We start from the raw sequence: 21795 nt of genomic DNA, 5'->3' as shown, positions 1-21795 counted from the left end.
TTTTTATTTTGCTGTGTCGGTATCAATTACAAACTGCTTATTATGTTATCTGCAAAAGCTTTTGCTTTTGCCTCTATTTCTGGTATATTAAATATTGCCCCGGGATCATTGGCGGTCTCAGTAATTATTGAATTTGGAGGAAGTCTGAACCCCTTGTTTATGTTGAGAGCCCCTATAAGCTGTTTTGCCACAGAATCGCTTCCTGAATTTCCAGAAATAATTATTCCAAATAGAGACTTGTTATAAAAACTTATTTTGTGATATAGAACTGTCAGCCTGTTTATGGTGGCGGTCAAATTGGCACCAATTGAATCATTGTAATTTGGACACAGCCATACTACTGCATCAGATGATTCTATGGAGGGAAGTACATTTTCCACCATAAATCCTCCGTAGAAACAGCTGTTTTGTTTGCCGTAATGGAGACATAGTTTGTAGTGACAACCTTTACAGTCAAGTATTTTACCATTTTCAATCTGCAGTTCCTCTATTGATATTTCTTTTAGATATTTTGAGGTCAAATGCCAAAAATCCAGAGTATTGGATATTTTATGGGGAGATGAATATAAAACCGTGAGTTTTTTCCCTGATGGAGGTGGACTGTACTCTGCAAGCCTTTTTCCCAATTGGGAGCTTAGATTTACACATATTTTCTCCAGAGGAAGCTTAAGTGATTTTTGCCAGGTCAAAAAGTTTTTCAAACTGGAGGTAGCTTCTACCAGAGGATGCCCCATAAAATTACATCCCATGTTGTTTGCCATAAAAATTATATCCTGTGCAGCCTGCTTTGTCCCCAGTTCAGAACTGCTGTGAATGAGAAGTGCGGCAGTGGAACCCTGAAAAATTCTGTTTGATTTTGAATCTAAATTACTGAAGAAATTGAGCATGGGTATGTCAAAGCAGATATCATTGAGTTCCACTGCAAATAGTATCTTTTTGTTCCTAAGATCAATGTAGTGAATGTCTGTTATATAGTATACAGTATCGAATTCTTTTATAAAGCTCATTAACATTTTCTTTAGCTGATCAGATATTTTATCATTTGGACATATGACATTGAGTTCTTCCATAATTGATTTCACCCCCACAAAGAATTGTTGTAAGCAGGTTACAGGTCGAGTTTTGATAATTGATCATAGGTGCTTTCTAGTCTGAAAAACAGCGGTTCTTTCATATTTTCGTAATATTCCAGTTCTGTTCCATAGGGAAGCAGTCTGTTTCTGCATCCCATAAAAACTCCGCCTAAAAATGTGCTGCTGTAATTCCAGCTGCCTTTTATGGTATTTATGATGGAAAAGGCACCGGAAGATAAAGCCGGAGCAATATAGGGTTTAAAGCCTATGGAGCGCATATAGAGGTTGGCATTTTTAGCTTTTTCCGTCAAGTACTGTGATAATTTTTCATCGTAGTTTTCAATACTGTTGGCGACTACAAGACCTTCGCCGTGGGGCCCAAAAGATCTTCCTTCCTTGAGAAAATTTTCATTACCTTTTATTTTCACGGCATAATAATTTGCTCTGGCGTTCATTACACCGAGACCGTAGCCTCTTATCTGATCTGGCAGCAATCCTGCGGTAAAAGCTGATCTGCACAGCAGATCCACAGGATCTGAAACCACTGCAAATATACCTTTGAAATTACAGTCTATGGCTTTTTGAGCATAACTTTTTACTATTTTTGAATTTCCATCAAATTGTGAAAGTCTTACATCGAATACTTTTTTCCCGATTTCAGGTACACCTGTGGAAATACAGAATATAAACATGTCAGCCTTAAACAAGTTTTCTTCCTTTTCTAGGGGAAGTATTTTGGGAAAGGAAGAATGAGCATTGGAATCCGTAATTTGATTGCATTCGTATTCCCACCTCTTTACCTTATTTTCATCCCTGTCATATATGGATATGGTGTCTATATATTCTCCGCCCAATATTCTCAGCCCTGTAATTAAGGTGCCGCCCACATCTCCAAGGCCGGCCACTGCCACATTCCATTTGTGAAAGCATTTATTGCCATAAAATACAGGAAAGGTTTGTTCCAATTTTTCTCTCCAACTTGGATAAGCTGTATTCAGACATAAAAGCCTGTTTTCTTCTATGGATTTTAAAATCCACTTTGGAAGTTCGGGAGTGTCCTGGTTTCTGCTGTATATCAGATTTAAATTCTCCACCTTTGAAGTTATTTGGGAAGGGTGGTTTATGTAATAGCATATCCGTGACCTGGCTCTGTCTTTGCATATCAGCTTGTATATATATCCCCTGTAAAGGGAGGCGGCCTTTTCATCAAGGTGTTCAAAAGGCCTGGAAACATCCGATATAAGTAATTTTCCTCTATAAAGGTAATAGTGAAATTGCATTTTAACACCTCTTTTTTTAGAATGCTGCACAATAGTTTTTTACTACTCGAAAGCATGCTCCATTCGAGCTAAAAGTTCCAGGTGGTTTTTAAGATAGCTTGATGCAGGCAAGTTCAGATTAAAGCTCATGTTCTCCCCGGGATCAGGACATCTTGGCGTGGCAAATACCTGGCCAAGGCAGGATAGGGTTAAGTTTTTTTCATGGATGAGATGATATTCTTCTTCTATTGTCTCCAAAATGCTCAAGCTGTTTTCCACACAGGTTTTTGATAGATTGTATATATTTGATTTTGAAGTATTTTTTATAAATGTAGGGTAAGTATAGGGCAAAATCAAGTTTATTGAAGGGAAAAGGTTTCTTTCAGGATAACTTCCTCTAAACAATGCATCACCGCCTATAAATGGATACAGGGAATTTTCGTTGAACCATAATTTCAGCCGGGGAATGAAATATACGCTTTCCACGGATCTTCCCTGCATATCCATGAGATCTTTACCTTTTCCAGATAAAACCGCCACTATGATTTTCTGGATTTTCACATCTTCATTTTTGAAAATAGGTTCTACTGCCCTTATTCTGTATCCTTTGTGTAGTAGATCATCTACTAGTATTACAGGTCTTTGAAAAGCCTTTATCATTTTTATCTGAGTATTCAGGTTCAGGTAATGAGGGAATTCACCTATTACGAATTTTTTCATGTCGGGGGAAAATAGTTTTTCCGTATGCAGTGATTTGGTGACAGTGTTTGGGATAACATATCGTTCCAATATATCACCGTAAGGTACACACATTGCATCACCTAGCTTTCTGGGTGATGTGTTGTAGGTGGGTACCATATTTTCCTCACAGATTTTTCTTATCAGGCACTGGTATACAAAATTTACATTGAAGGAAATTATGAGTTCCCCCGGGTACAATTTAGCCATGCTTTCAATCAATTTTCTGCGGCATTTGGTCAGAGTATCCATGATTTTTGCATTGCTTCTAAGAGGATCCTTTATGATGTTCTGTATGTCAAAATTGACTATACACGGGGAACTCATGTTTACTGCATATATTGGACTGCTTTCATCGCAGAAAGGTACCTTTATAAAACCATAGAATTCCAGCAGGGAAAAAATATTTTTATCGTACAGTTTCCTATCAAAGGCGTTTTTGTACACAGCGTATTCATAATTCTTCGATACATAAATGGAAATAGCCTCCGTGAGAAGGATTTGGGCAAGCTTTTCGCTTTTATATTTATTTTTTATGCAGATCCCATCTATGGATACAATTCGGCCTGTACTGTTTTCACGTATGTAGCTGCATACACTGGTGCTCTTGAATTCTTCATACAGCATAGAAGGAACAATCCAGTGCATAATACAAAAACCCAGAATTTCCTTTGTATTGGTGTTTTTTAAAAATACGATGCAGAAAGATGATTTTGAGGATATTTCTTTAATTTTATTTATAAGTTTACTGCTGCAATCAGGAATACACTGGCTTATTTTGTCCAGGACTTCCTGGCTCAGCTCTTCAAATACTTCTTTGTCAAGCCATAGTGATCTTATAAAATCTTTGTCCTGAGATTCCCTCTGATAGAACCCATTTGCATATATATACTGTTCTACCATGGGATCTACCAGAGTGGAAATATCCCTGTTGCTGTCGATGGAGGTTCTAATCTGGCTGGAACTTATATTTGAGTATTTTGAAGTCAATCCAAGTATGATTACATTTCCTTCTATTTTTTTTGTGGCCAGTCTTAAAAGATCCCTGTCTTTTTCTCTTTCAAATATTATATGAGAAAAGGTGTGAATTGAATTTCTGGTTTTAGGAGCTCTATAACTGGATGCATTTATGAGCACATCACTGCCTATGCACATATAAATTTTTGAATTGGGGAAATTTTCTTTTAAGGATCTTAAATTTGCTTCATTTGATATATTAGTCGGATACATATCCGGATAAACATATATGCCCAATTCGCTGGCTACTGACATAGTGACCAAATTTCTTCTTAAAAGATTGGGCAGAGTTTTTTTGGACCAGGAAAATTCATCTACAGCCAGGTATACTTCAAAACCCAGATCACGGATGGATTTCGCTATTTCCTTGTGGCTGAGGGAAAAAGGATCAAAGGTTCCAGGGAAAAAAGCCACCTTGGAAGGCACGGGTATGTCTATGTCACCATAAAAAAAGTTGAAATCCGATATAAATCTGTATATATGATTCAAACTGGCAGCTCTGGTTAAAAAAAGTATTTCCTGATTTTCATTATGTGTGATCAGTGTAAGAACTTTTTTAGCTATGAGTTTAAATATAAGTTCTTTTTTTGTTAAATCCATGGAGGCGCAGCCAAAAATTTCCCTGCCTATGACGCTGAAGGCAGCTTGCTTGACCTGAGAACTGCAATCCACCAGGCCGTTTAACAATATGCCCAGCATTTTATTTAATCTTTTTAAGTACAGCGTTTCAGTTTCTTCGAAACGATCTTTATAAACCCAGTAATGGGCTATGATAATTCCAATGGTTTTAAGTATTAGAGATTTCAAATTTGAATTTGAAGTTTTTACCTTGTATATTGAGTCGTCTATGAATTCATCCAGCTCCTTTGGCTGAAGCCATAAGGCTGCCTGTCCTGTGTATCTTGGTATGTATTCTGTAAATCTGTTTCCCTCTATTTCCAGGGCCCTCAAGAGCTCCACTGCAACTTCATTTCTTTCAGCTAGTGAAAGATAGGGCATGATCTTTAATATGGCAGATCCTGCTGTGTTTCTAACGCTTTCCAGGGCGCTTACCTTTAATAGATTGCAAAAGTGTATAGCTGTGTGGATGCCTGTGGTTTGAGGATTGGAGAGAGCATAATGCAAAAGCAGCTCCACCTGATTTTTTTTCTTTATCCAGCCTGTGGCGGTTTTGAGATTGCTTAAAAATATATCTGTTACCACCTTGGGGCTCAGGTTACAGTAATATTCAAATATATCCACATCGGCCAGGTTAAGTTTTTTGTTTATTTTGAACAAGAGGAAGTTTTCCGCTGCAATTTTGCTTCTGGTGGTTATAGAATTAAAATAATTCTTTATTTTTTTCAAAAAATTTCGTTTCTGCAGAAATTTATCTGAAAATGCCAATACTGCTTCCAGTATTTCTATCCTTATTGTGATGTTTCTGTTCTTTAGCCTGGAGAATATATAGGAAAATAAAATTTCCTCATTTTCCCCGGAAAGATAATCACAGGGTATATGTTTGGAAGTTTCAATCAGAAAAATTTCATAAGATATATCTCTATGCTTTTCATCTTTATAGAATTCCATCAATACATCAATATATTTTACAATCAGTGATTTTTTACAGTTTTCAAAGAGAGAATTTACCATAATGCTTATGCTGTACCCTATATTGAGTTTATTGGAGGAAATCACCTTGTGGCTGGGTGACAGCATAATTTCTAAATATTCCTTAAGAAGACTTATACTGGATGTAATTGGAGGCGGAATTTTTACGTCACGGGGCAGTGCTTTTCTGTAATCTTCATCAAAAGTGGCTATGAGATTTCCAATTAGTTCAGCACAACGTCTTCTTATATCGTCTTCAGGGTGAATCAAGTTTTCATATAAAAATTTTAATGTTTGAAGTTTTTGTTTCTGTGTGAGATAAGTTGAGTATTCCTGAAATATTCCTATGTATTCCCGAAGAACCTTCCAATCGTTCTCGCTTCTGGCCATTTCAAGTATGGCATCCAGGGAATATTCATCTCTCAGCTGATACATGAGATTTATGTTGTGATTTATGGATAGGTATTTCAGATTTTGAACTATTTCATTTCCCTGAAGCAAAGTATAATTTTTAGTTTTTTGTTTAACAGGGCTGAAGGTCTGTTTTGGATTTATATCTATTCCTATATCCAGTAGAAAATTTTCAAAGTCCCTTAATTTTGCATAGACCTTTTTATACCTCTTGCTTTTTTGTGGATTCATATTTTCCAGCTTGTTTAAAATCACGTAAAAGGATTCGGTCAGGGAAAACAGCTTCATATATGTTTTACCATTTTTGTATTCGTTTTTTACTCTGAAGTCGGAATATATGAGAAGCAGAGATTCCAGGGAAAGATTCTCCAGTTCCAAATCCCACACGGAGTGATTTATGGCTACATTTCTTATGTAGTTTATCCCGCATCTTTTAAACCATTGATCCGTATAATAATAATGCAAATTGGGAACTCTTCTGGATTCTTCATATCTGCAGCCGTATTTTCCTATATCATGTCCTGCTGCTGCACCGGATACTCTCCCCAAATCCACTGGAATGTCTATGCTTTTTAACTGTCTTGCCATATAAAGTGATAGGTAATGTACGCCGCATACGTGTTCCAGTGTAGTAAAACCGGTCAACTCTCCATTTAGCTTCATCATCTCGTAGGTATTTTGTGATAAAAATGATTTTATAAAGATATTGTACTCCTCCGGGTGCTCTAATTGTGATTCCTCTTTTGAAGTTAAAAATCTCAGTGGATAACAGCTTTCCCAGGTACCGTCCTGAGAATTTTTTTGTATTTCACATAGTATTCCGAATACGGCCAGATACAATTCACAAGGAGCAGTCATCTGTGGAAGGATCTCTATTGTCACATTTTCCGGGAAATTTTTACGGAGAATATATTGATATATGTACATGAGCAGATTATCCGGGGTTCTGTGCACTAAAAGCGCTTCCATCATAGGCTGGCACAGTGTCAAGGTAGTTTTAGCGGAAAAATCATTATTTATAATTTGAGTTTTGAGGACATCCTTGAATTTACTGCTTTTTATACCCTTGTCTATTGGATGTTTATTTATACTGTACTTTTTGAGCCATTTTGCATTTGTAATTTTCCTAAATATTCTGTTGTAACTTTCGGTATAAGATATGGGACTCATAGATTACCTCCAAATATACTCTTTACAGAAATTATATACTTTTCATAAATTTTTTTCAAAAGAAAAGTATTAACCTAAATATTACATGATTATAAATATTTGTGATATAATCAGTAATAATAATTTGATATCTTAAATTATATTATACAAGGGGGTAATAATACAATGAAGGCAACGAAAAATAAACTGATAATAGTAGGAACAGGACATGTAGGTTCTGCAGTATTAAATTGTGCACTGTCACTTAATTTAATATCCGAAATTGTAACCATCGATAAAATCAAGGAGAAAGCCGCAGGGGAAGCATTGGATTCCACCCACACAACACCCTTTACTTATAGTCCCAATGTAAAAATACATTCTGGAGGTTATGAACAGTGCAGTGATGCCAAGGTTATTATAATAGCTGCAGGACCGAGTATAATGCCGGATGAAAAGTCTGACAGAACAGTTCTGGCCGAGAGAAATGTTGAAGTTATGAAGGATGTAATGTCTTCTATAACCAAGTATACAAAAGATGCGGTGATTATAATAATAACCAATCCGCTGGATACCATGGTGTATTATGCTGAAAATTATTTTGGATATCCCAAAAATAAAATATTCGGTACAGGAACCAGTCTTGATTCCTCACGTTTTAGAAGAATAATTGCCAACAAGTACAATGTGGATCCAAAAAATGTGCATGGATATATGCTTGGAGAACATGGCAATTCAGCTTTCCCGACATGGAGTCTTTTAAATATAGGGGGAGTTCCCTGTAATAGACTGGATGAGTATTTTAAACCGGAAGAGCCGCTGGATCGTGAAAAGATAGCTTCCAAAGTGGTGGATGTAGCTTATGATGTACTTCATCTCAAAGGGTTTACTAGTGCAGGAATTGCCATGGCAGCCTGCAGACTTGCCAAGGCGGTTTTGATGGATGAGCACAGTATAATGCCTGTTTCAACTACTCTAGAGGGAGAATATGGTTTAAATGATGTGGCATTGAGCCTTCCATGTATTATAACCGAAAATGGAGTGGAGAAGAGAATTGAAGTGCCTCTTCTGGAAGATGAGATTGCGAAACTGAAAGCCAGTGCAGAAAATATTTTGAAGACAATGAGAGCTGCAAAATTGGTGAAATGATTTTGAAAAAAAAGTAAGCTGTCTTAAAGATAATAATGGGAGAGTGTAGATGTGGCAGTACTATGAAGGACAATTTTCTATCTTCAAGATTTTTGTGAATGAATGCAGTAAAAATATTGGCGAATATTCGGGAAATATGGTAATCTATAATTGTATTTATATCCAGCATATGATATAATATTAATTGTTAATTAGTAATTAATGTCAATTAATATTAAGAGGTACAGTAAAATATCAGCTGGGAGGAAATACATATGAAATGGTTCAGTAATTTAAAATTAAAACAAAGGCAATTGATAGGATTTTCTTTTATAGCGCTGTTTATCGTTGTAGTTGGTATAATTGGCGGAGTAAATATGGGAAGGATAATTTCATCCTCCAACCTTTTGTACAATCAGGATATGAAAACTCTTGAGAATCTGTCTAAATTTGATGCAAATACATTGCACCTCAGGCTGGACATAATAAATTTTGTGGAAAGCAGAGATAAAAGTAAGCTTCAGGAGGTAGCAAAAACTGCAGCTGCCTATCAAAAAGAAAATGACAGTATATTGACTTCCTATAAAAAATCCAGTTTTTTGAGTTCAGAAGAGAAAAAGTTGCTTGCACAACTGGATTCACAGCTGAAGGACTGGAGAGATATATGCAACAGCATATTGAATTTGATGGAACAGGGAAAATATGATGAAGCATATGCATTGAATATGAAGGCTGCATCTTACAGGGAAAAGCTGACTGCTACAGCTGAACAATTATCCAAAATCAGTCAGGAAAAAGCGTATCGCAACAATGCAAACAGCAATTTCATATACAGGAATTCCCTTTACATGATAATTATTGTAACTCTCCTGGGATTTTTGGCAGCACTGTTTTTAGGAAACCGTATTGCTTCGGGAATTTCAAGAGAAGTTGAAAAAATTCTGTCCTTTGCAAATTCACTGAGCAAAGGTGAATTGGGCAGGTCTGTAAAAGTATCAAATAAGGATGAAATAGGAATACTGGCACGGGAACTGAATGATGCCAGCAGCAACATAAAAGAACTTGTAAAAGAAATATCACAGGGTACTGAGGATATGAGTGCTTCCAGTGAAGAACTTTCTGCCACTACTCAGGAGATATCCTCCATGATGGCTTCTGTAAATGAGTCCACGGAGCAGATATCAAAAGGGGCTCAGAATTTGAGCAATATTACAGAAGAAATAAGTATTTCGTCACGAGACATGGAATCAAATACCAACGAGCTTTCGAGTAAAGCCGACGAGGCTACCAGATCCTCCATGGACATAAAGAAAAGAGCAGAGGAAATAAAGGAAAAAGCTTCAGATAGTATAGAAGAAGGCAAAAAGATATATGACGAAAAGGAAAAGAATATTGTGAAGGCCATTGAAGATGGGAAAGTTGTTTCAGAGGTTAAAATTATGGCAGCCTCCATTGGAGATATAGCAGAACAAACAAACCTTCTCGCATTAAATGCGGCTATTGAAGCTGCCAGGGCAGGAGAGCAGGGGAAGGGATTTGCAGTGGTGGCCGAGGAAGTCAGAAAATTGGCAGAACAATCTTCCAGTGCAGTTGAAAATATAAATAAAATGGTATTATCAGTGGAAAGTGCATTTCAGAATCTATCCCAGAGCGGGAGAGAAGTACTGGACTATATAGCGAATATAGTTTCACCTAATTATAAGCTTCTCATGGATACAGGAATTCAGTATGAAAAAGATGCTGAATTTATAAGTGATATGTCAAAGCAAATAGATAATTCCTCAAAACAGATGAAAATTATAGTGGATAAATTAAATAGCACTATTCAAAATGCAGCAGCTACAGCAGAGGAATCGGCAGCAGGTTCCCAGGAAATACTGAGCAGTGTAAATGAAGTAACTAAGGCAATTGAAGATATAACTAAATCTTCTCAAAGTCAGGCAGAATTTGCTGAGAAACTCACAGCTATGGTGAATAAATTTAAAATATAAAGGGGAAGCAGTATTTATATGAGAAAATTTAAATTCAGAATTTGGGATAATAAAAATAATTATTTTTATATAAGTGAAAATCCTTATCTGGAAAATGCATCGGAAGAGGAAGGAAGATTCATAACTACAGAGTTCACAGGGCTGCAGGATAGAAATGGAAAAGACATCTATGAGGGAGATATTATCGGAATAAATCAGGAAGAGAGCTCACTGAAACTTTCTGTAAAATTTGGCAGATATTCCTTCGATAAATTAATAGGTGAGTGTGGGGAGATCAGTGAAGCTACAGAATTGTACGGTTTTTATGTGGAAAATGAATATTTGTACATTCAAATGCTTAATGGAAATGTAGAAGTCCTGGGAAATATATTTCAGAATTAAAAATTTTATATTATGCTAAAGTACCAGATTAAAGCATTTTTGAAGTGCTAATCTGGTACTTTTTAAATGTATTTTTTCTCTTCCTGAAGAAATATGTTTGTGGTATTGCCATCGTAATTACACATTATAATTGTTTTTAAATCCACATCATTCCTTTTTAAAAATTCTACTGAAGTTCTGAGAAGTATTTCCGCACATTTTTGTTTTGGAAATCTAAATACTCCGGAACTTATGGCAGGCATTGATATAGAAGATAAATTATAATATTCTGCCAGGTTGAGTACACTGGATACAGCTTTTTCCAATTTTTTTTCCTCATTTCCCTCACCCATTATGGGGCCTACAGTGTGTATTATAAACTTGGCCTTTAAATTATGACCGTACGTTATAACAGCCTTTCCCACAGGTAAAGTACCTATTTTTTTTATGAGCTCATCGCTGTCTTTTTGTATTTCAATTCCACCTGCCCTTACTATAGCCAGAGCGGCCCCGCCTCCATGGCTTAGGGAACTGTTCGCCGGATTCACTATGGCATCGCTCTGTTCCTTGGTTATGTCACCTTTTTTGATTAAAATTTCTTTATTCCCTATTCTGATCACATTATCACCTCCTCTTGAAACATTTTAAAGCAGATCATAATTGACGGGAAAGTTTAATGATCAATCCTTAACTTTAATAATATAGTCGTTGGAATTTATGTGAAAAAAGTGGCATATATCATCTATTTCATGAAGGGTTGCATCGTTTATTGGAATTCCATTTTTAATTTTGTCATTATAGGATTCCACTTCTTTTTCACCATGGGTGTATATTCTGACTGCGCCTTTGGCTTTTCTGGAATTTCTCAGTTCGTCTAAGTATTTGGAGAGTCTATTTTCAATGGATTTTTTATCTCCGAATATACCGTAATCTACTGCACATAAAAAGTGGCAGGTGCCTGATCCACCGGCGCCATCCAGATGAACATAATTCCCTGTTAGGCCACCTGATAACACAGCCGTGAATATTTCAACTGCAAGAGCAAATCCGTATCCTTTATGCCCGCCAGTGAGTTCTTTGGAACCTCCCAGGGGAAGTAAACCGCCTCCCAGTTTTTTAGGTACATTGTACAATATATCATGAGGATCAGTAGTATCTTCTCCGTCTTTATTCAATGCCAGCCCCAGTGGCAGTGGTTCTTTTTTCTTGTTGTAAACTTCAATTTTTCCCCTGGTGACTACGCTGGTGGCCATGTCCATTAAAAATGGATAAGGTTCAGCCGGCATGGATATTGCAATAGGATTGGTACCGAGCATGGCATCTTTTCCGAAGGTTGGAACTATTACAGCGGGCGAATTTGTCATGGAAATTCCCATAAGGCCTGCTTCTTCTGCCATTTTGGCATAGTACCCTGCGATGCCGTAATGATTTGAGTTCCTTACGGAAACCATGCCAATTCCAGAGGCTTTGGCTTTTTGTATAGCAAGGCTCATGGCCTTTCTGCCTGTTAATTGCCCCATGCCTGCCTGACCGTCTATAACTGCGGACACAGGTGTTTCCTCCACAATTTTTGGAATTGAATCCACTATTATCAATCCCTGCTTTATTTCACTGTAGTATTTCACCAGTCTTTGAATACCGTGGGATTCAATGCCAAATAAATCCGATAAAAGCAGTACGTCTGTAATGGTTTTACTGTCTTTTTGGCTAAAGCCGAATTTTTCAAAGACAATATGACATAATTTTTTTAATCCATCATATTTGACTTTTGAGTAGGTCATTTTTTTATCCTCCTATAATTATAATAAAATTAATTACATCTACTAAGATATTTAGTGTATAATTACATATTATAATAATATATTTTTCCCTTTAATTCCAGTTAATTTTGGATAATTATTGTTTGTATATTCTTGAATGTTTTGCTACAATGAAATTGTTTAAATAAAATTCAGGGGATGGGGATATGAAAATAGGCAAAAAAAATTTTGAGATTGGTAAAAGAACCTATATTATGGGTATACTAAACGTTACACCGGATTCTTTTTCCGATGGAGGAAAATTTAATAATATGGAGCAGGCCATAGAGCATGCTGAAAAAATGGAAGCTGAAGGTGCAGACATAATAGATGTGGGAGGAGAATCCACAAGACCAGGTCATGTACCGGTAGGGCAGGATGAAGAGATTGAGAGGGTTATTCCCGTAATAGGTACACTTAAAAAATATATAAAGGTACCTATTTCAGTAGATACGTACAAGGGAAAAGTGGCAGAAGAGGCTTTAAAAGCTGGAGCAGATTTGATAAACGATGTATGGGGTTTCAAAAAAGATCCATATATGGCTGAAGTGGCGGCTAAGTATAGAGTTCCCTGCTGCCTTATGCACAATAGGGACAACAGGGATTACAAAAATTTAATGGAGGATCTGCTGAATGATTTAAGAGAAAGTGTAGATATAGCTCTGAAGGCTGGAGTGAATTCAGAAAACATAATGCTGGATCCGGGTATAGGCTTTGCAAAAGATTATGAGCAAAATTTATATGTAATGAATAATCTGGAGCAGGTTTCAAAGCTTGGATATCCGGTGCTTCTGGGAACTTCCAGAAAGTCCATGATAGGAAATGCATTAAAGCTTCCAACAGATGAAAGAGTGGAGGGTACTGTAGCTACAACGGTGATAGGTATAATGAAAAACTGTGATTTTGTAAGAGTTCATGATGTGAAAGAAAATAAAAGAGCGGCAATGATGGCGGATGCAATATTGAGAAGATAAACATTTGGAAACTACATTGTGACTTATTTTAGGTTATTTATAGGGGGGGAAAATGTTGAGTATTCATTACTCAATATGCTTATTATGATGGATGATGGCAAAATTAGAAAAGCAATAAAGATGATTATTGAAGCTATAGGGGAAGATCCTGAAAGAGAAGGATTGGTGGAAACACCAGATAGAATTGCAAGGATGTATAAAGAAATATTTTCCGGATTTGGGGAGAGTCCTGAAAAGCATTTAAAAAAGGTATTTACGGTGGACAGTGCTGATATAGTATTGGAAAAGGATATTGTATTTTATTCCATGTGTGAACATCATTTTATGCCTTTTTATGGTAAAGTACATATTGCCTATGTTCCCAATGATAAAGTTGTTGGTTTAAGCAAATTGGCCAGAACTGTGGAGGTTTTTGCAAAAAGACTTCAGCTCCAGGAGAGAATGACTATTCAAATTGCGGATTCAATAATGAAGTATTTGAATGCCAAAGGAGTTATGGTGGTTGTAAAGGCTGAACACATGTGCATGACCATGAGGGGAGTAAAAAAACCTGGAAGCAAGACTGTTACTACGGCTACCAGAGGAATATTCAAAGAGGACTCCAGATATAGGGAAGAAGTATATAAAATGCTCAATGTAGAATAAAAGTGTGGTGTTTATTGTGGAAAAGGTCAATGCCATATTGAAAAATCATGATTTTTGCAGATATCTGTCTCGGATAGATGATATGGAAAGAACCAGGAAATTTTGCAGGCACGGCATCTGCCATCTTATGGATGTCGCCAGGATTGCATATATAATGGTGCTTGAAAAAAATATAAAAGTGGAAAAACAAATAATATATGCAGCTGCACTGCTCCATGATATAGGAAGAGGGGAGCAGTATGAAAAAGGTACACCTCATGAAATTGCAGGTGTTAAAATTGCCAAGGATATATTGGAAAAATGCGGGTTTGATGAATATGAGAAAAAGCAAGTGCTGGATCTTATAGGCAGTCATAGAAAATCAGATAATTGGGATTCATTGAAGAAGATATTTTATAAAAGTGATAAGATATCAAGAAAATGTTTTATGTGCAGTGTATTTTCCGACTGCAGCTGGCCGGAGGAAAAGAAAAATTACGGTATTGAGTATTGATGCGCAGTTAGGAGGTCCCAGATGGATGTTATATATATAGAAGATTTAGAGGTTTATGCACATCACGGAGTAAATCAAGCTGAAAAAGATATGGGCCAAAAATTTTTGATATCTTTAAAATTGTATCTTGATTTAAGAGATGCCGGGAAGCATGATGATCTCAGCAGTACCATAAATTATGCAGTGCTCTGCAATGATGTGGAAGGGGAATTCAAAAAGAAAAAATATGATCTTATTGAAACATCGGCAGAAGTTCTGTCAGAATTTATATTAAAAAAATATGCAAGGGTGAAACGGGTAAAAGTGAGAGTTAAAAAACCCTGGGCACCCATAGGCAAGCCGCTTAAATGGGCAGCAATTGAAGTGGACAGGCGTTGGCACAGAACTTATATTTCTGTGGGCTCCAATTTGGGAGACAGAGAACAGAATATAAAAGATGCTGTCCATGCTATAAATTCTTCTGATTCGAGCAGAATAGTCAAAATGTCCAAATTATATGAAACAAAGCCTGTAGGATATTTAAAACAAGGTGATTTTTTAAATGGAGCCCTGGAGTTGGAAACCTTACTGACTCCGGAAGAACTTATAGATTTTTTAATGCAGGTGGAAAAGAAGTTAAAGAGAGAAAGAAAAATAAAGTGGGGTCCCAGAACTCTGGATCTGGATGTGGTTTTATATGATAATCTGGTTACTGCAGATGAAAAGATAGTCATACCCCATCCGAGAATGCATAAAAGGTTGTTTGTATTAAAACCTCTGTGTGATATTGCACCCTATGTTGTGCATCCTGTTTTAAATGCCAGAATAATAGATTTGACCACTGAATTGGAAAAAACAGAAAAAATGTAAAGTAATCCAGCCTTTTGAATTTATACTCTTCAAAAGGCTGCTTTTTACTTGTTCGTGATATAGTTGAGCACAGGATCTCTTTTGTTTATATAATCCTCTATGGAGATTTCAACTATCTTATCAGGACTAAAGGTATTGTCATTATCTCTGGAGATTCTGTTGAACTGGGTGGAATATTGTATACTTATTTTTGAATTGGGAAGATCAAAAGTTCTTACAGCTCCAAAATGATTTGGTTTTCCGCTGGTTTCCTCACCTACAAAACTGGCGTTGGTTTCATCTCTCAATTGAACCAGGTTTATTAGTGCAGAGGAAAAAGTTGCCCTTCCGGTTATCACAAAAAATCTGTCTTTATTATTGAGTTTATTGCTTTTTATCCACTGTATAATTGAATTCATGTATTTGTCACTGCCGCCGGGATTGTCCCGCATGTCAATTACAAATTTATCCACAGGGTGAGTATCCATGAATTTAAGCATTTTGTTTGTAAAGTCCTCCAGGGATTCATTTTCTTCCTCCTCGCATTTGTTGTATTTGAAGTACAGCAGCTTTTTACTTTCCACATATTCATACCAGTAATTCAAATTGCTTTTTTGCCGGTAAAGTGGGTAAGAGCTGTCAGGTTTACCTGCTGCAATAAATTTGCCTTTTAAGTCATGGGCAGGTTTGGGATCTATATTCAAATCAAATATGTTTCCATGTATATCTTTAAAAGTGAAAGCAGTGTTTTTTGCAGGATTTACAATTTTGAGCCCATGAAGGATGTCTGCATTCATAAGGTATTTTGGAAGGCTCTTTTTTATCATGGCATAATTGTCTTTCACAATAAGAGGCAAAATATGTTCTTTTACTTTTTCCACATCCATGTCATCTATTTTCAAAAGCTTTCCATAGAGGGATCTTTTGTATTGAGCGGTGGTGTTTATGACGTAAATACCATCCTTGAAATAATAAAATTCAAAAGGATAGATATGATCTGGCTTTTTATAGGCAGAAGTATGACTGTCTCCCAGTGAAGCAGTTATTCTGTAAATTCCTGCAGTTATTTCGTCGTCGTTAAGCTTTGATATGGAATTTTTCAAATTCTCCATTTCGCTGTTGAAATTATTTTCACTGATTTTTGGAAAAGCATCCACGTGTTTTTGGGGAAGGGCATTTTGCAGGTAGTTTAAGTCCTTTTCCCATCGGGTATCCCTGCTGCCGCCCAGATATTGAGTTTCACAGGCTGCAAGTGACAAAGCAGAACATATAATGGATATACATATGATGATTTTTATGAATTTATTCATTTCAAACTCCTTTTCATGTTTAAGTATAAGCTCTAGACTATATCCTGACTGCAGAAGCTGTACAGAGAGGCGGAAATAAATAATATAAAAATGGAGACAGTGCCTATTATAATACAGCTCAAGCGGATGTCTCTTAAATTGTAGATGTATGCTGCTGAAAGATAGGGGTAGGCAGTAGGTATGTATTCAAGATGCTCTGTCTTATCCATCAGCAGGGTGTTCAATACAAAGGATAGAATTCCGTATAAAGAAGGTATTGTCATATTTTTGCTCATATTTACGATCAGTACTGGAATGGGAATCAGCAAGAACTGAAAAAGCAGGGAACATGCCTGGGCTTTAACAGTGGTTATCATCAGGGAATACTCTGGTATAGCTCCGTGTAAAAAATAATAACTGACAGGTATGGACAAGCTTTCGACTATGTATGTAATGAATATGAGAACATAAATTGAAATTAATTTTCCCATAAAAATTTTAAACCTGCTTACAGGGTAGGTATACAATGTGCTGGCAGTCTTGTCTGAGAATTCCCTTGAGAAAACATAGGCTGCAGCAAGTGTAAAAAGTATGGGATATATCATTAGAAAATTTATCTGGTCTATGTTGTAGGCATATTTTTCGTAAATCATCTCACTTTCTGTAATAAATCTTGCCAGAAACATGAGTATTGTCATGGCCGTGCCTCCGATTAAGATAAGGGAAGATGTATAGCTTCTTTTTAATTTCAAGAGTTCACAGTATATTATGTTTGGCATTTCAAGGCCTCCTTATTTATTCTGAAATTCAAAGTGCAAAAAGTAAGTTTCACAGAAATCTGACAATCACTCCATATCCATGAATTTGCAGCAATAAATGCAGAAAAGGATGGATATGGAAAGGATGAATATAATATTTGTGAAAAGAAGTATAAAGTCAATGGGATCTCCCTTGTAAAAGAAGTATATGGGAAGTGAGGGAAGCATCAAAGGTGACATCTGGAGATATATGCCTCCTGCAGCCATGAAGAATGAAGATGAAACTGCTGCCAGTATTCCGTAAACCAGGGGAAAGACAATATTCTTTGTAATTATTCCAATGAATACAGGTATAGAAATTATTAAAAACTGAAATAACATGGAATAAAGATTGACTTTTATATCCGTAATTATAAAACTCAGAGATGGAAGTTCCCCCCAGGCTATGTACAAGGCAGCGTAAACAGCGGCAAACTGGCATATGTACACAAACAGGATTATCAAATATATGGCAATTAGTTTGCCTGCAAATATCTTTATCCTTCCAAAGGGGTAGGAGTAGAGAACATTGGCGGTTTTATCCGAGAATTCCCTTGAGAAAATATAACCTGATATAAAGGCAAAAAATATAATATACAAAAATTGAAAACACAATAATTCTGTACTGGTTCTGTAATCTTTAACCAGGGTACTTTTAAGTGCATCAGATATACCTGTGTAGTCGTTGGAAAGGGACATAACACATTGAACAAGGGGTATGAAGATGGAAGCAATAATAGATGCAATGATCAAGTAGGATCTTTTGAGTTTTAAAAATTCACCATATATTATATTGAACATCTATTTTCCTCCTGTAAGCCTGAGAAAATGATCCTCAAGGCTGTCTATCTTCAAACATATCTCTTCTACAGACAAGTTATTTGAAACTAAAATCCTGTTTATATTTGAAATTTCCTGAAGCTTTTCATAAACCCGCAGATTATTCTTCTCCCAGATAATGTAGTCATGTATGTTCAGCTTTTCCTCCAGAACAAAAGAAGCTTTTTTATCGTCATTTACTTTTATGTTTATATAGTGCCTGTTTCTCTTCTGGAGTTCATCATAGGATATTTCCTCCAGAAGAGAACCTCTGTGGATTATCCCAATTTTTGTGGCCATAAGCTGAATTTCACTTAGAATATGACTTGAGATCAAAAATGTAATATTCTGCTTGTGGCACAGCTCCAGTATAAGTTCTCTGATTTCCTTTATGCCAGTTGGGTCAAGGCCGTTGGTGGGCTCGTCAAGTATGAGAAATTCAGGGTGATGAAGGAGGGCTCTTGCTATTCCAAGTCTCTGCTTCATGCCAAGAGAAAATTCCTTTACTTTTTTATTTTTAACATCCCTTATATCCACCAATTTCAGGGCTTCATCTATACAGTTCTTTCCCTGAATGCCCATCATTCTCCTGTGTATTTCCAGATTTTCGCCTGCTGTGAGATTTGGGTAAAATCCGGGATATTCTATTATGGAGCCTATTTTCTGGAGAAGATATCTACTGTTTGCCGATTTTTGTGAAAACAGTTCTATTTCTCCGGAACTTGGTTTTACCAGCTGCATTATCATACGTATGGTGGTGGTTTTGCCGGCACCGTTTTCTCCAAGAAAACCGTATATGTCACCTTTTTCTATGGTCATGTTTAAATTGTCCACGGCAGTGAAATTTTTAAAATATCTGGTTAAATTATAAGTTTTTAGTATGGTGTCCATTTTATTTCCTCCAGTTTTTTTGATTCCTGATATTGCAAAAAGGATTATGTCTATAATATACAACATAATCCTTACATAGTTTTTACAGGGCTCTTACAATTTTCTTACATTATGGGTAATAATGATCACTTGGTTTTGAAGGTGATTTTGAATTCTGTTTTTTTGAGAGGGATACTGGACAGGTCAATACGGCCATTCAAGGATTTTACCAGTTTTTTTACTATACTTAAGCCGATACCGCTGCTTTTGGTGTTTGAATTTCTCGATTTCTCCACAGTATATAACCTGTCAAATATATAATCTATTTCATCTTCAGGTATTCCAATACCGTTGTCCCACACAGATATAAAGATCATATTCTCGTTATAATTGATGTCTATACCTATTTTTGTAGCTTTTTCTGCATATTTCAATGAATTACCTATTAAATTGCTGAAAATCCTGTTTAGAGATTTTTCGTCTGAATTCATATATATGTTTTCCTCTTGAAAATTCAATTCAGGTTCAATGTTCAAGCTTCTCAATTCATTGAAGAATGAAATTATATTCTTTCGTGCAGTCTCGCATATGTTGATCTTGTTTATATCCAGTTTAAAATCATTTGAATCTATTTTTGAAAGCTGGAAAAATTCCTCCAGGGTGCTGTAAAGATAGTTACCTTTATCACATATTATTTTCATGTATTTTTCTTTTTCAAAAGGCTGTAGTTTTGAATCACTCATCAGGAGCTCCATATACCCTAGAATGGATGTAAGCGGAGTTCTCAAGTCGTGAGATATATTTGAAATCATTTTTTTATGGGATTCTTCATTTAATTTGTTCTTTACGTCAACCTTCTGAAGCTTTTCTGCCAATGCGTTTATTTTCACCACAAGTCTGCTGATAAAACTTATGTGAGTCTGAAGCCGTATTCTCTGATTCAAATTTCCATGGAGTATTTCATCAATATAACAGCAGATATGATTTAATGCTTTATAAATATAAAGAATAATGAGGACCATAAGAATTAATGTAATTATTAAAATACAATCAAATATATCCATAATCAATCTCCAAGTTTATAGCCTATTCCCCATACAGTCAATATATATTTTGGCTGTTTCGGCATATCTTCAATTTTATCTCTGAGTCTTTTTATAGTTACCATGACAGTATTGTCATCCTTAAGGTAATCGTCTCCCCATACTCTGCTGAATATTTGTGCCTTAGTAAATACCTGTTTTGGGTTCTCCAAAAATAGTTTTAAAAGCTCAAATTCCTTTGGAGTGAGGTTTAATTCCCTGTTGGCCTTGAACACTTTGTGGGCAAGAGTGTCTAATTCCAATTTTTCATGTTGGAGGCAGGAGTATGAAGAGGTATTTTGATTGTATTTTATGTACCTTCTGAGTTGGGATTTTACTCTTGCTGTTAATTCTTTCGGGGAAAAAGGTTTTATCATATAGTCATCGGCACCAAGAGTGAGTCCTGTTATTCTGTCACATTCCTCAGTTTTAGCAGAAAGAATTATAATTGGAAGGGTGCTTTTTTTCCGTATTTCTCTGAGAACATCAATACCATCCACATAGGGCAGCATTATATCAAGTATGATCAGTTGAAAGTCATTGTAGCTTTTACAAAGTGCATCTCTTCCATTAAAGCATTGTGTGATATCGTAATTTTCTTTTTTTAAAGTATCACGTATAAGGTCGTTTATTTGTTCGTCATCTTCTATTATTAATATTTTAGATATATTCATATAAAGGCCTCGCTGTTTTTTACTTATATTATATAAGATATTATATAAGAATAAAAAGGTATTTATCAATTACTGTATTGCAAGTACCGCTGAATTAATGTAATCTGATCCACGTGTATCAATATGAGAATATTAAAGAAAAAGATAGATTATGGCATAGAAACAAGGAATAAATTAATATAATACGTGTATATTATAAAGAAAATAGGAGAAAATATGATAGAATATCAACTGTTGTCATGAAGCAGAGAAACAATAGGTTAAGTCAAAGAATTTCAAATTTTTATATTTTGAAAAATAAAAAAAATTGAAAAAATATTGACAAACATGGTAACAGATGATATACTATAAAAGCTGTCTTAAGAGACGGCAGGTAATTTGAGATGATCCTTGAAAATTAAACAGAATAAATATAAGGAAACTTATACGAGAATAAACCAGCAATTCTTTTGAGCTGCGATAAGCAGCTAAAAGTAATTTCGAAATAAATTGTATGTTATGTTCGGTAGTAAAACATCATTTATGATGTTTTACATATTTAGCGTAATGTATCTAAAATTGTTAGTGACGAGCAAGACAAGGAAAAATGCGAAGGAGGAACAGAGTTTACTTGAGTAAATGAGTACCGCAGTGAGTATTTTGACGCAGTATTGCGAAGTTAATAACAATTTTCAACAAAGGCAGTAAGTCTGAAATCAATAATAACGAGCAGTTCAAGGAAAACCAGGAGCGAGGAGCAGAACTTACTTAGGTAATTGAGCACCGCAGCGAGGGGTTTGACGCAGAAATGCGAAGTTAGTATTGATTTT

The 21795-nt window shown here is 35.8% G+C and carries 18 protein-coding genes; 7 read left to right on the top strand and 11 right to left on the bottom strand.

Annotated features, from left to right (window positions below):
• Window positions 1-26 precede the first annotated feature (26 nt).
• Genes CLLU_RS10285 through CLLU_RS10275 form a run of 3 tightly spaced genes read right to left on the bottom strand, consistent with a single transcriptional unit; the run spans window position 27 to window position 7258 of the window.
• Window positions 27-1070 carry a flavodoxin family protein gene (locus CLLU_RS10285; protein ID WP_106009659.1) on the bottom strand — a complete coding sequence of 348 codons (1044 nt, stop codon included), beginning with the start codon at window positions 1068-1070 and terminating at the stop codon, window positions 27-29.
• A 38-nt stretch (window positions 1071-1108) separates the two neighbouring features.
• Window positions 1109-2353: a lactate/malate family dehydrogenase gene (locus CLLU_RS10280; protein WP_106009658.1), complete on the bottom strand. Its 1245-nt coding sequence runs from the start codon at window positions 2351-2353 to the stop codon at window positions 1109-1111.
• A 42-nt stretch (window positions 2354-2395) separates the two neighbouring features.
• The gene (locus CLLU_RS10275; protein ID WP_106009657.1) at window positions 2396-7258 is read right to left on the bottom strand and encodes a nicotinate-nicotinamide nucleotide adenylyltransferase; all 4863 of its coding nucleotides are present in this window, start codon (window positions 7256-7258) and stop codon (window positions 2396-2398) included.
• 165 nt (window positions 7259-7423) lie between these two features.
• Between CLLU_RS10275 and CLLU_RS10270 the strand changes: the two genes are divergently transcribed.
• From CLLU_RS10270 to CLLU_RS10260, 3 genes are all read left to right on the top strand, one after another.
• Entirely contained in the window at window positions 7424-8386 is a 963-nt protein-coding gene (locus CLLU_RS10270; RefSeq protein WP_106009656.1) for an L-lactate dehydrogenase, read from the top strand.
• A 254-nt stretch (window positions 8387-8640) separates the two neighbouring features.
• Entirely contained in the window at window positions 8641-10356 is a 1716-nt protein-coding gene (locus CLLU_RS10265) for a methyl-accepting chemotaxis protein (RefSeq protein ID WP_106009655.1), read from the top strand.
• An 18-nt stretch (window positions 10357-10374) separates the two neighbouring features.
• The gene (locus tag CLLU_RS10260; RefSeq protein WP_106009654.1) at window positions 10375-10737 is read left to right on the top strand and encodes a YopX family protein; all 363 of its coding nucleotides are present in this window, start codon (window positions 10375-10377) and stop codon (window positions 10735-10737) included.
• A gap of 62 nt (window positions 10738-10799) precedes the next feature.
• On the opposite strand, the gene CLLU_RS10255 is transcribed toward CLLU_RS10260, so the two are convergent.
• Entirely contained in the window at window positions 10800-11336 is a 537-nt protein-coding gene (locus CLLU_RS10255) for a macro domain-containing protein (protein ID WP_106009653.1), read from the bottom strand.
• A 60-nt stretch (window positions 11337-11396) separates the two neighbouring features.
• Window positions 11397-12497, bottom strand: coding sequence for an Ldh family oxidoreductase (locus tag CLLU_RS10250; RefSeq protein WP_106009652.1), 1101 nt, complete (start codon window positions 12495-12497; stop codon window positions 11397-11399).
• Between the two features lie 185 nt (window positions 12498-12682).
• Between CLLU_RS10250 and folP the strand changes: the two genes are divergently transcribed.
• The 4 genes from folP to folK all read left to right on the top strand — a co-directional run bounded on the left by folP (window position 12683) and on the right by folK (window position 15476).
• On the top strand, window positions 12683-13489 hold the full coding sequence (gene folP / locus CLLU_RS10245) for a dihydropteroate synthase (RefSeq protein WP_106009651.1): 807 nt from the start codon (window positions 12683-12685) through the stop codon (window positions 13487-13489).
• A gap of 87 nt (window positions 13490-13576) precedes the next feature.
• The gene (gene folE / locus CLLU_RS10240) at window positions 13577-14134 is read left to right on the top strand and encodes a GTP cyclohydrolase I FolE (RefSeq protein WP_207655985.1); all 558 of its coding nucleotides are present in this window, start codon (window positions 13577-13579) and stop codon (window positions 14132-14134) included.
• Between the two features lie 16 nt (window positions 14135-14150).
• The gene (locus CLLU_RS10235) at window positions 14151-14627 is read left to right on the top strand and encodes an HD domain-containing protein (protein WP_106009677.1); all 477 of its coding nucleotides are present in this window, start codon (window positions 14151-14153) and stop codon (window positions 14625-14627) included.
• 21 nt (window positions 14628-14648) lie between these two features.
• Window positions 14649-15476 (top strand): 2-amino-4-hydroxy-6-hydroxymethyldihydropteridine diphosphokinase, encoded by an 828-nt coding sequence (gene folK, locus CLLU_RS10230; protein ID WP_106009650.1) that lies wholly within the window; start codon window positions 14649-14651, stop codon window positions 15474-15476.
• 44 nt (window positions 15477-15520) lie between these two features.
• Here folK and CLLU_RS10225 read toward each other — a convergent pair whose 3' ends face one another.
• The 6 genes from CLLU_RS10225 to CLLU_RS10200 all read right to left on the bottom strand — a co-directional run bounded on the left by CLLU_RS10225 (window position 15521) and on the right by CLLU_RS10200 (window position 20986).
• On the bottom strand, window positions 15521-16765 hold the full coding sequence (locus CLLU_RS10225; protein ID WP_106009649.1) for a S41 family peptidase: 1245 nt from the start codon (window positions 16763-16765) through the stop codon (window positions 15521-15523).
• Window positions 16766-16797: 32 nt separating this feature from the next.
• A complete protein-coding gene (locus tag CLLU_RS10220; protein ID WP_106009648.1) occupies window positions 16798-17523 on the bottom strand; it encodes an ABC transporter permease in 726 nt (241 codons plus the stop codon).
• A gap of 66 nt (window positions 17524-17589) precedes the next feature.
• Window positions 17590-18342, bottom strand: coding sequence for an ABC transporter permease (locus tag CLLU_RS10215; RefSeq protein WP_106009647.1), 753 nt, complete (start codon window positions 18340-18342; stop codon window positions 17590-17592).
• Window positions 18343-19251, bottom strand: a complete 909-nt coding sequence (locus CLLU_RS10210) for an ABC transporter ATP-binding protein (RefSeq protein ID WP_106009646.1) — start codon at window positions 19249-19251, stop codon at window positions 18343-18345. It lies immediately after the preceding gene.
• 125 nt (window positions 19252-19376) lie between these two features.
• Complete coding sequence (locus tag CLLU_RS10205; protein ID WP_106009645.1) at window positions 19377-20294, bottom strand: sensor histidine kinase; 918 nt, start codon at window positions 20292-20294, stop codon at window positions 19377-19379.
• Window positions 20295-20296: 2 nt separating this feature from the next.
• Complete coding sequence (locus CLLU_RS10200; protein WP_106009644.1) at window positions 20297-20986, bottom strand: response regulator transcription factor; 690 nt, start codon at window positions 20984-20986, stop codon at window positions 20297-20299.
• Window positions 20987-21795 lie beyond the last annotated feature (809 nt).

This window comes from Clostridium luticellarii (assembly GCF_002995845.1).
Classification (GTDB): domain Bacteria; phylum Bacillota; class Clostridia; order Clostridiales; family Clostridiaceae; genus Clostridium_B; species Clostridium_B luticellarii.
The sequence above is the reverse complement of the archived record's forward strand: the minus strand, read 5'-3'. Positions and strand labels throughout refer to the sequence as shown.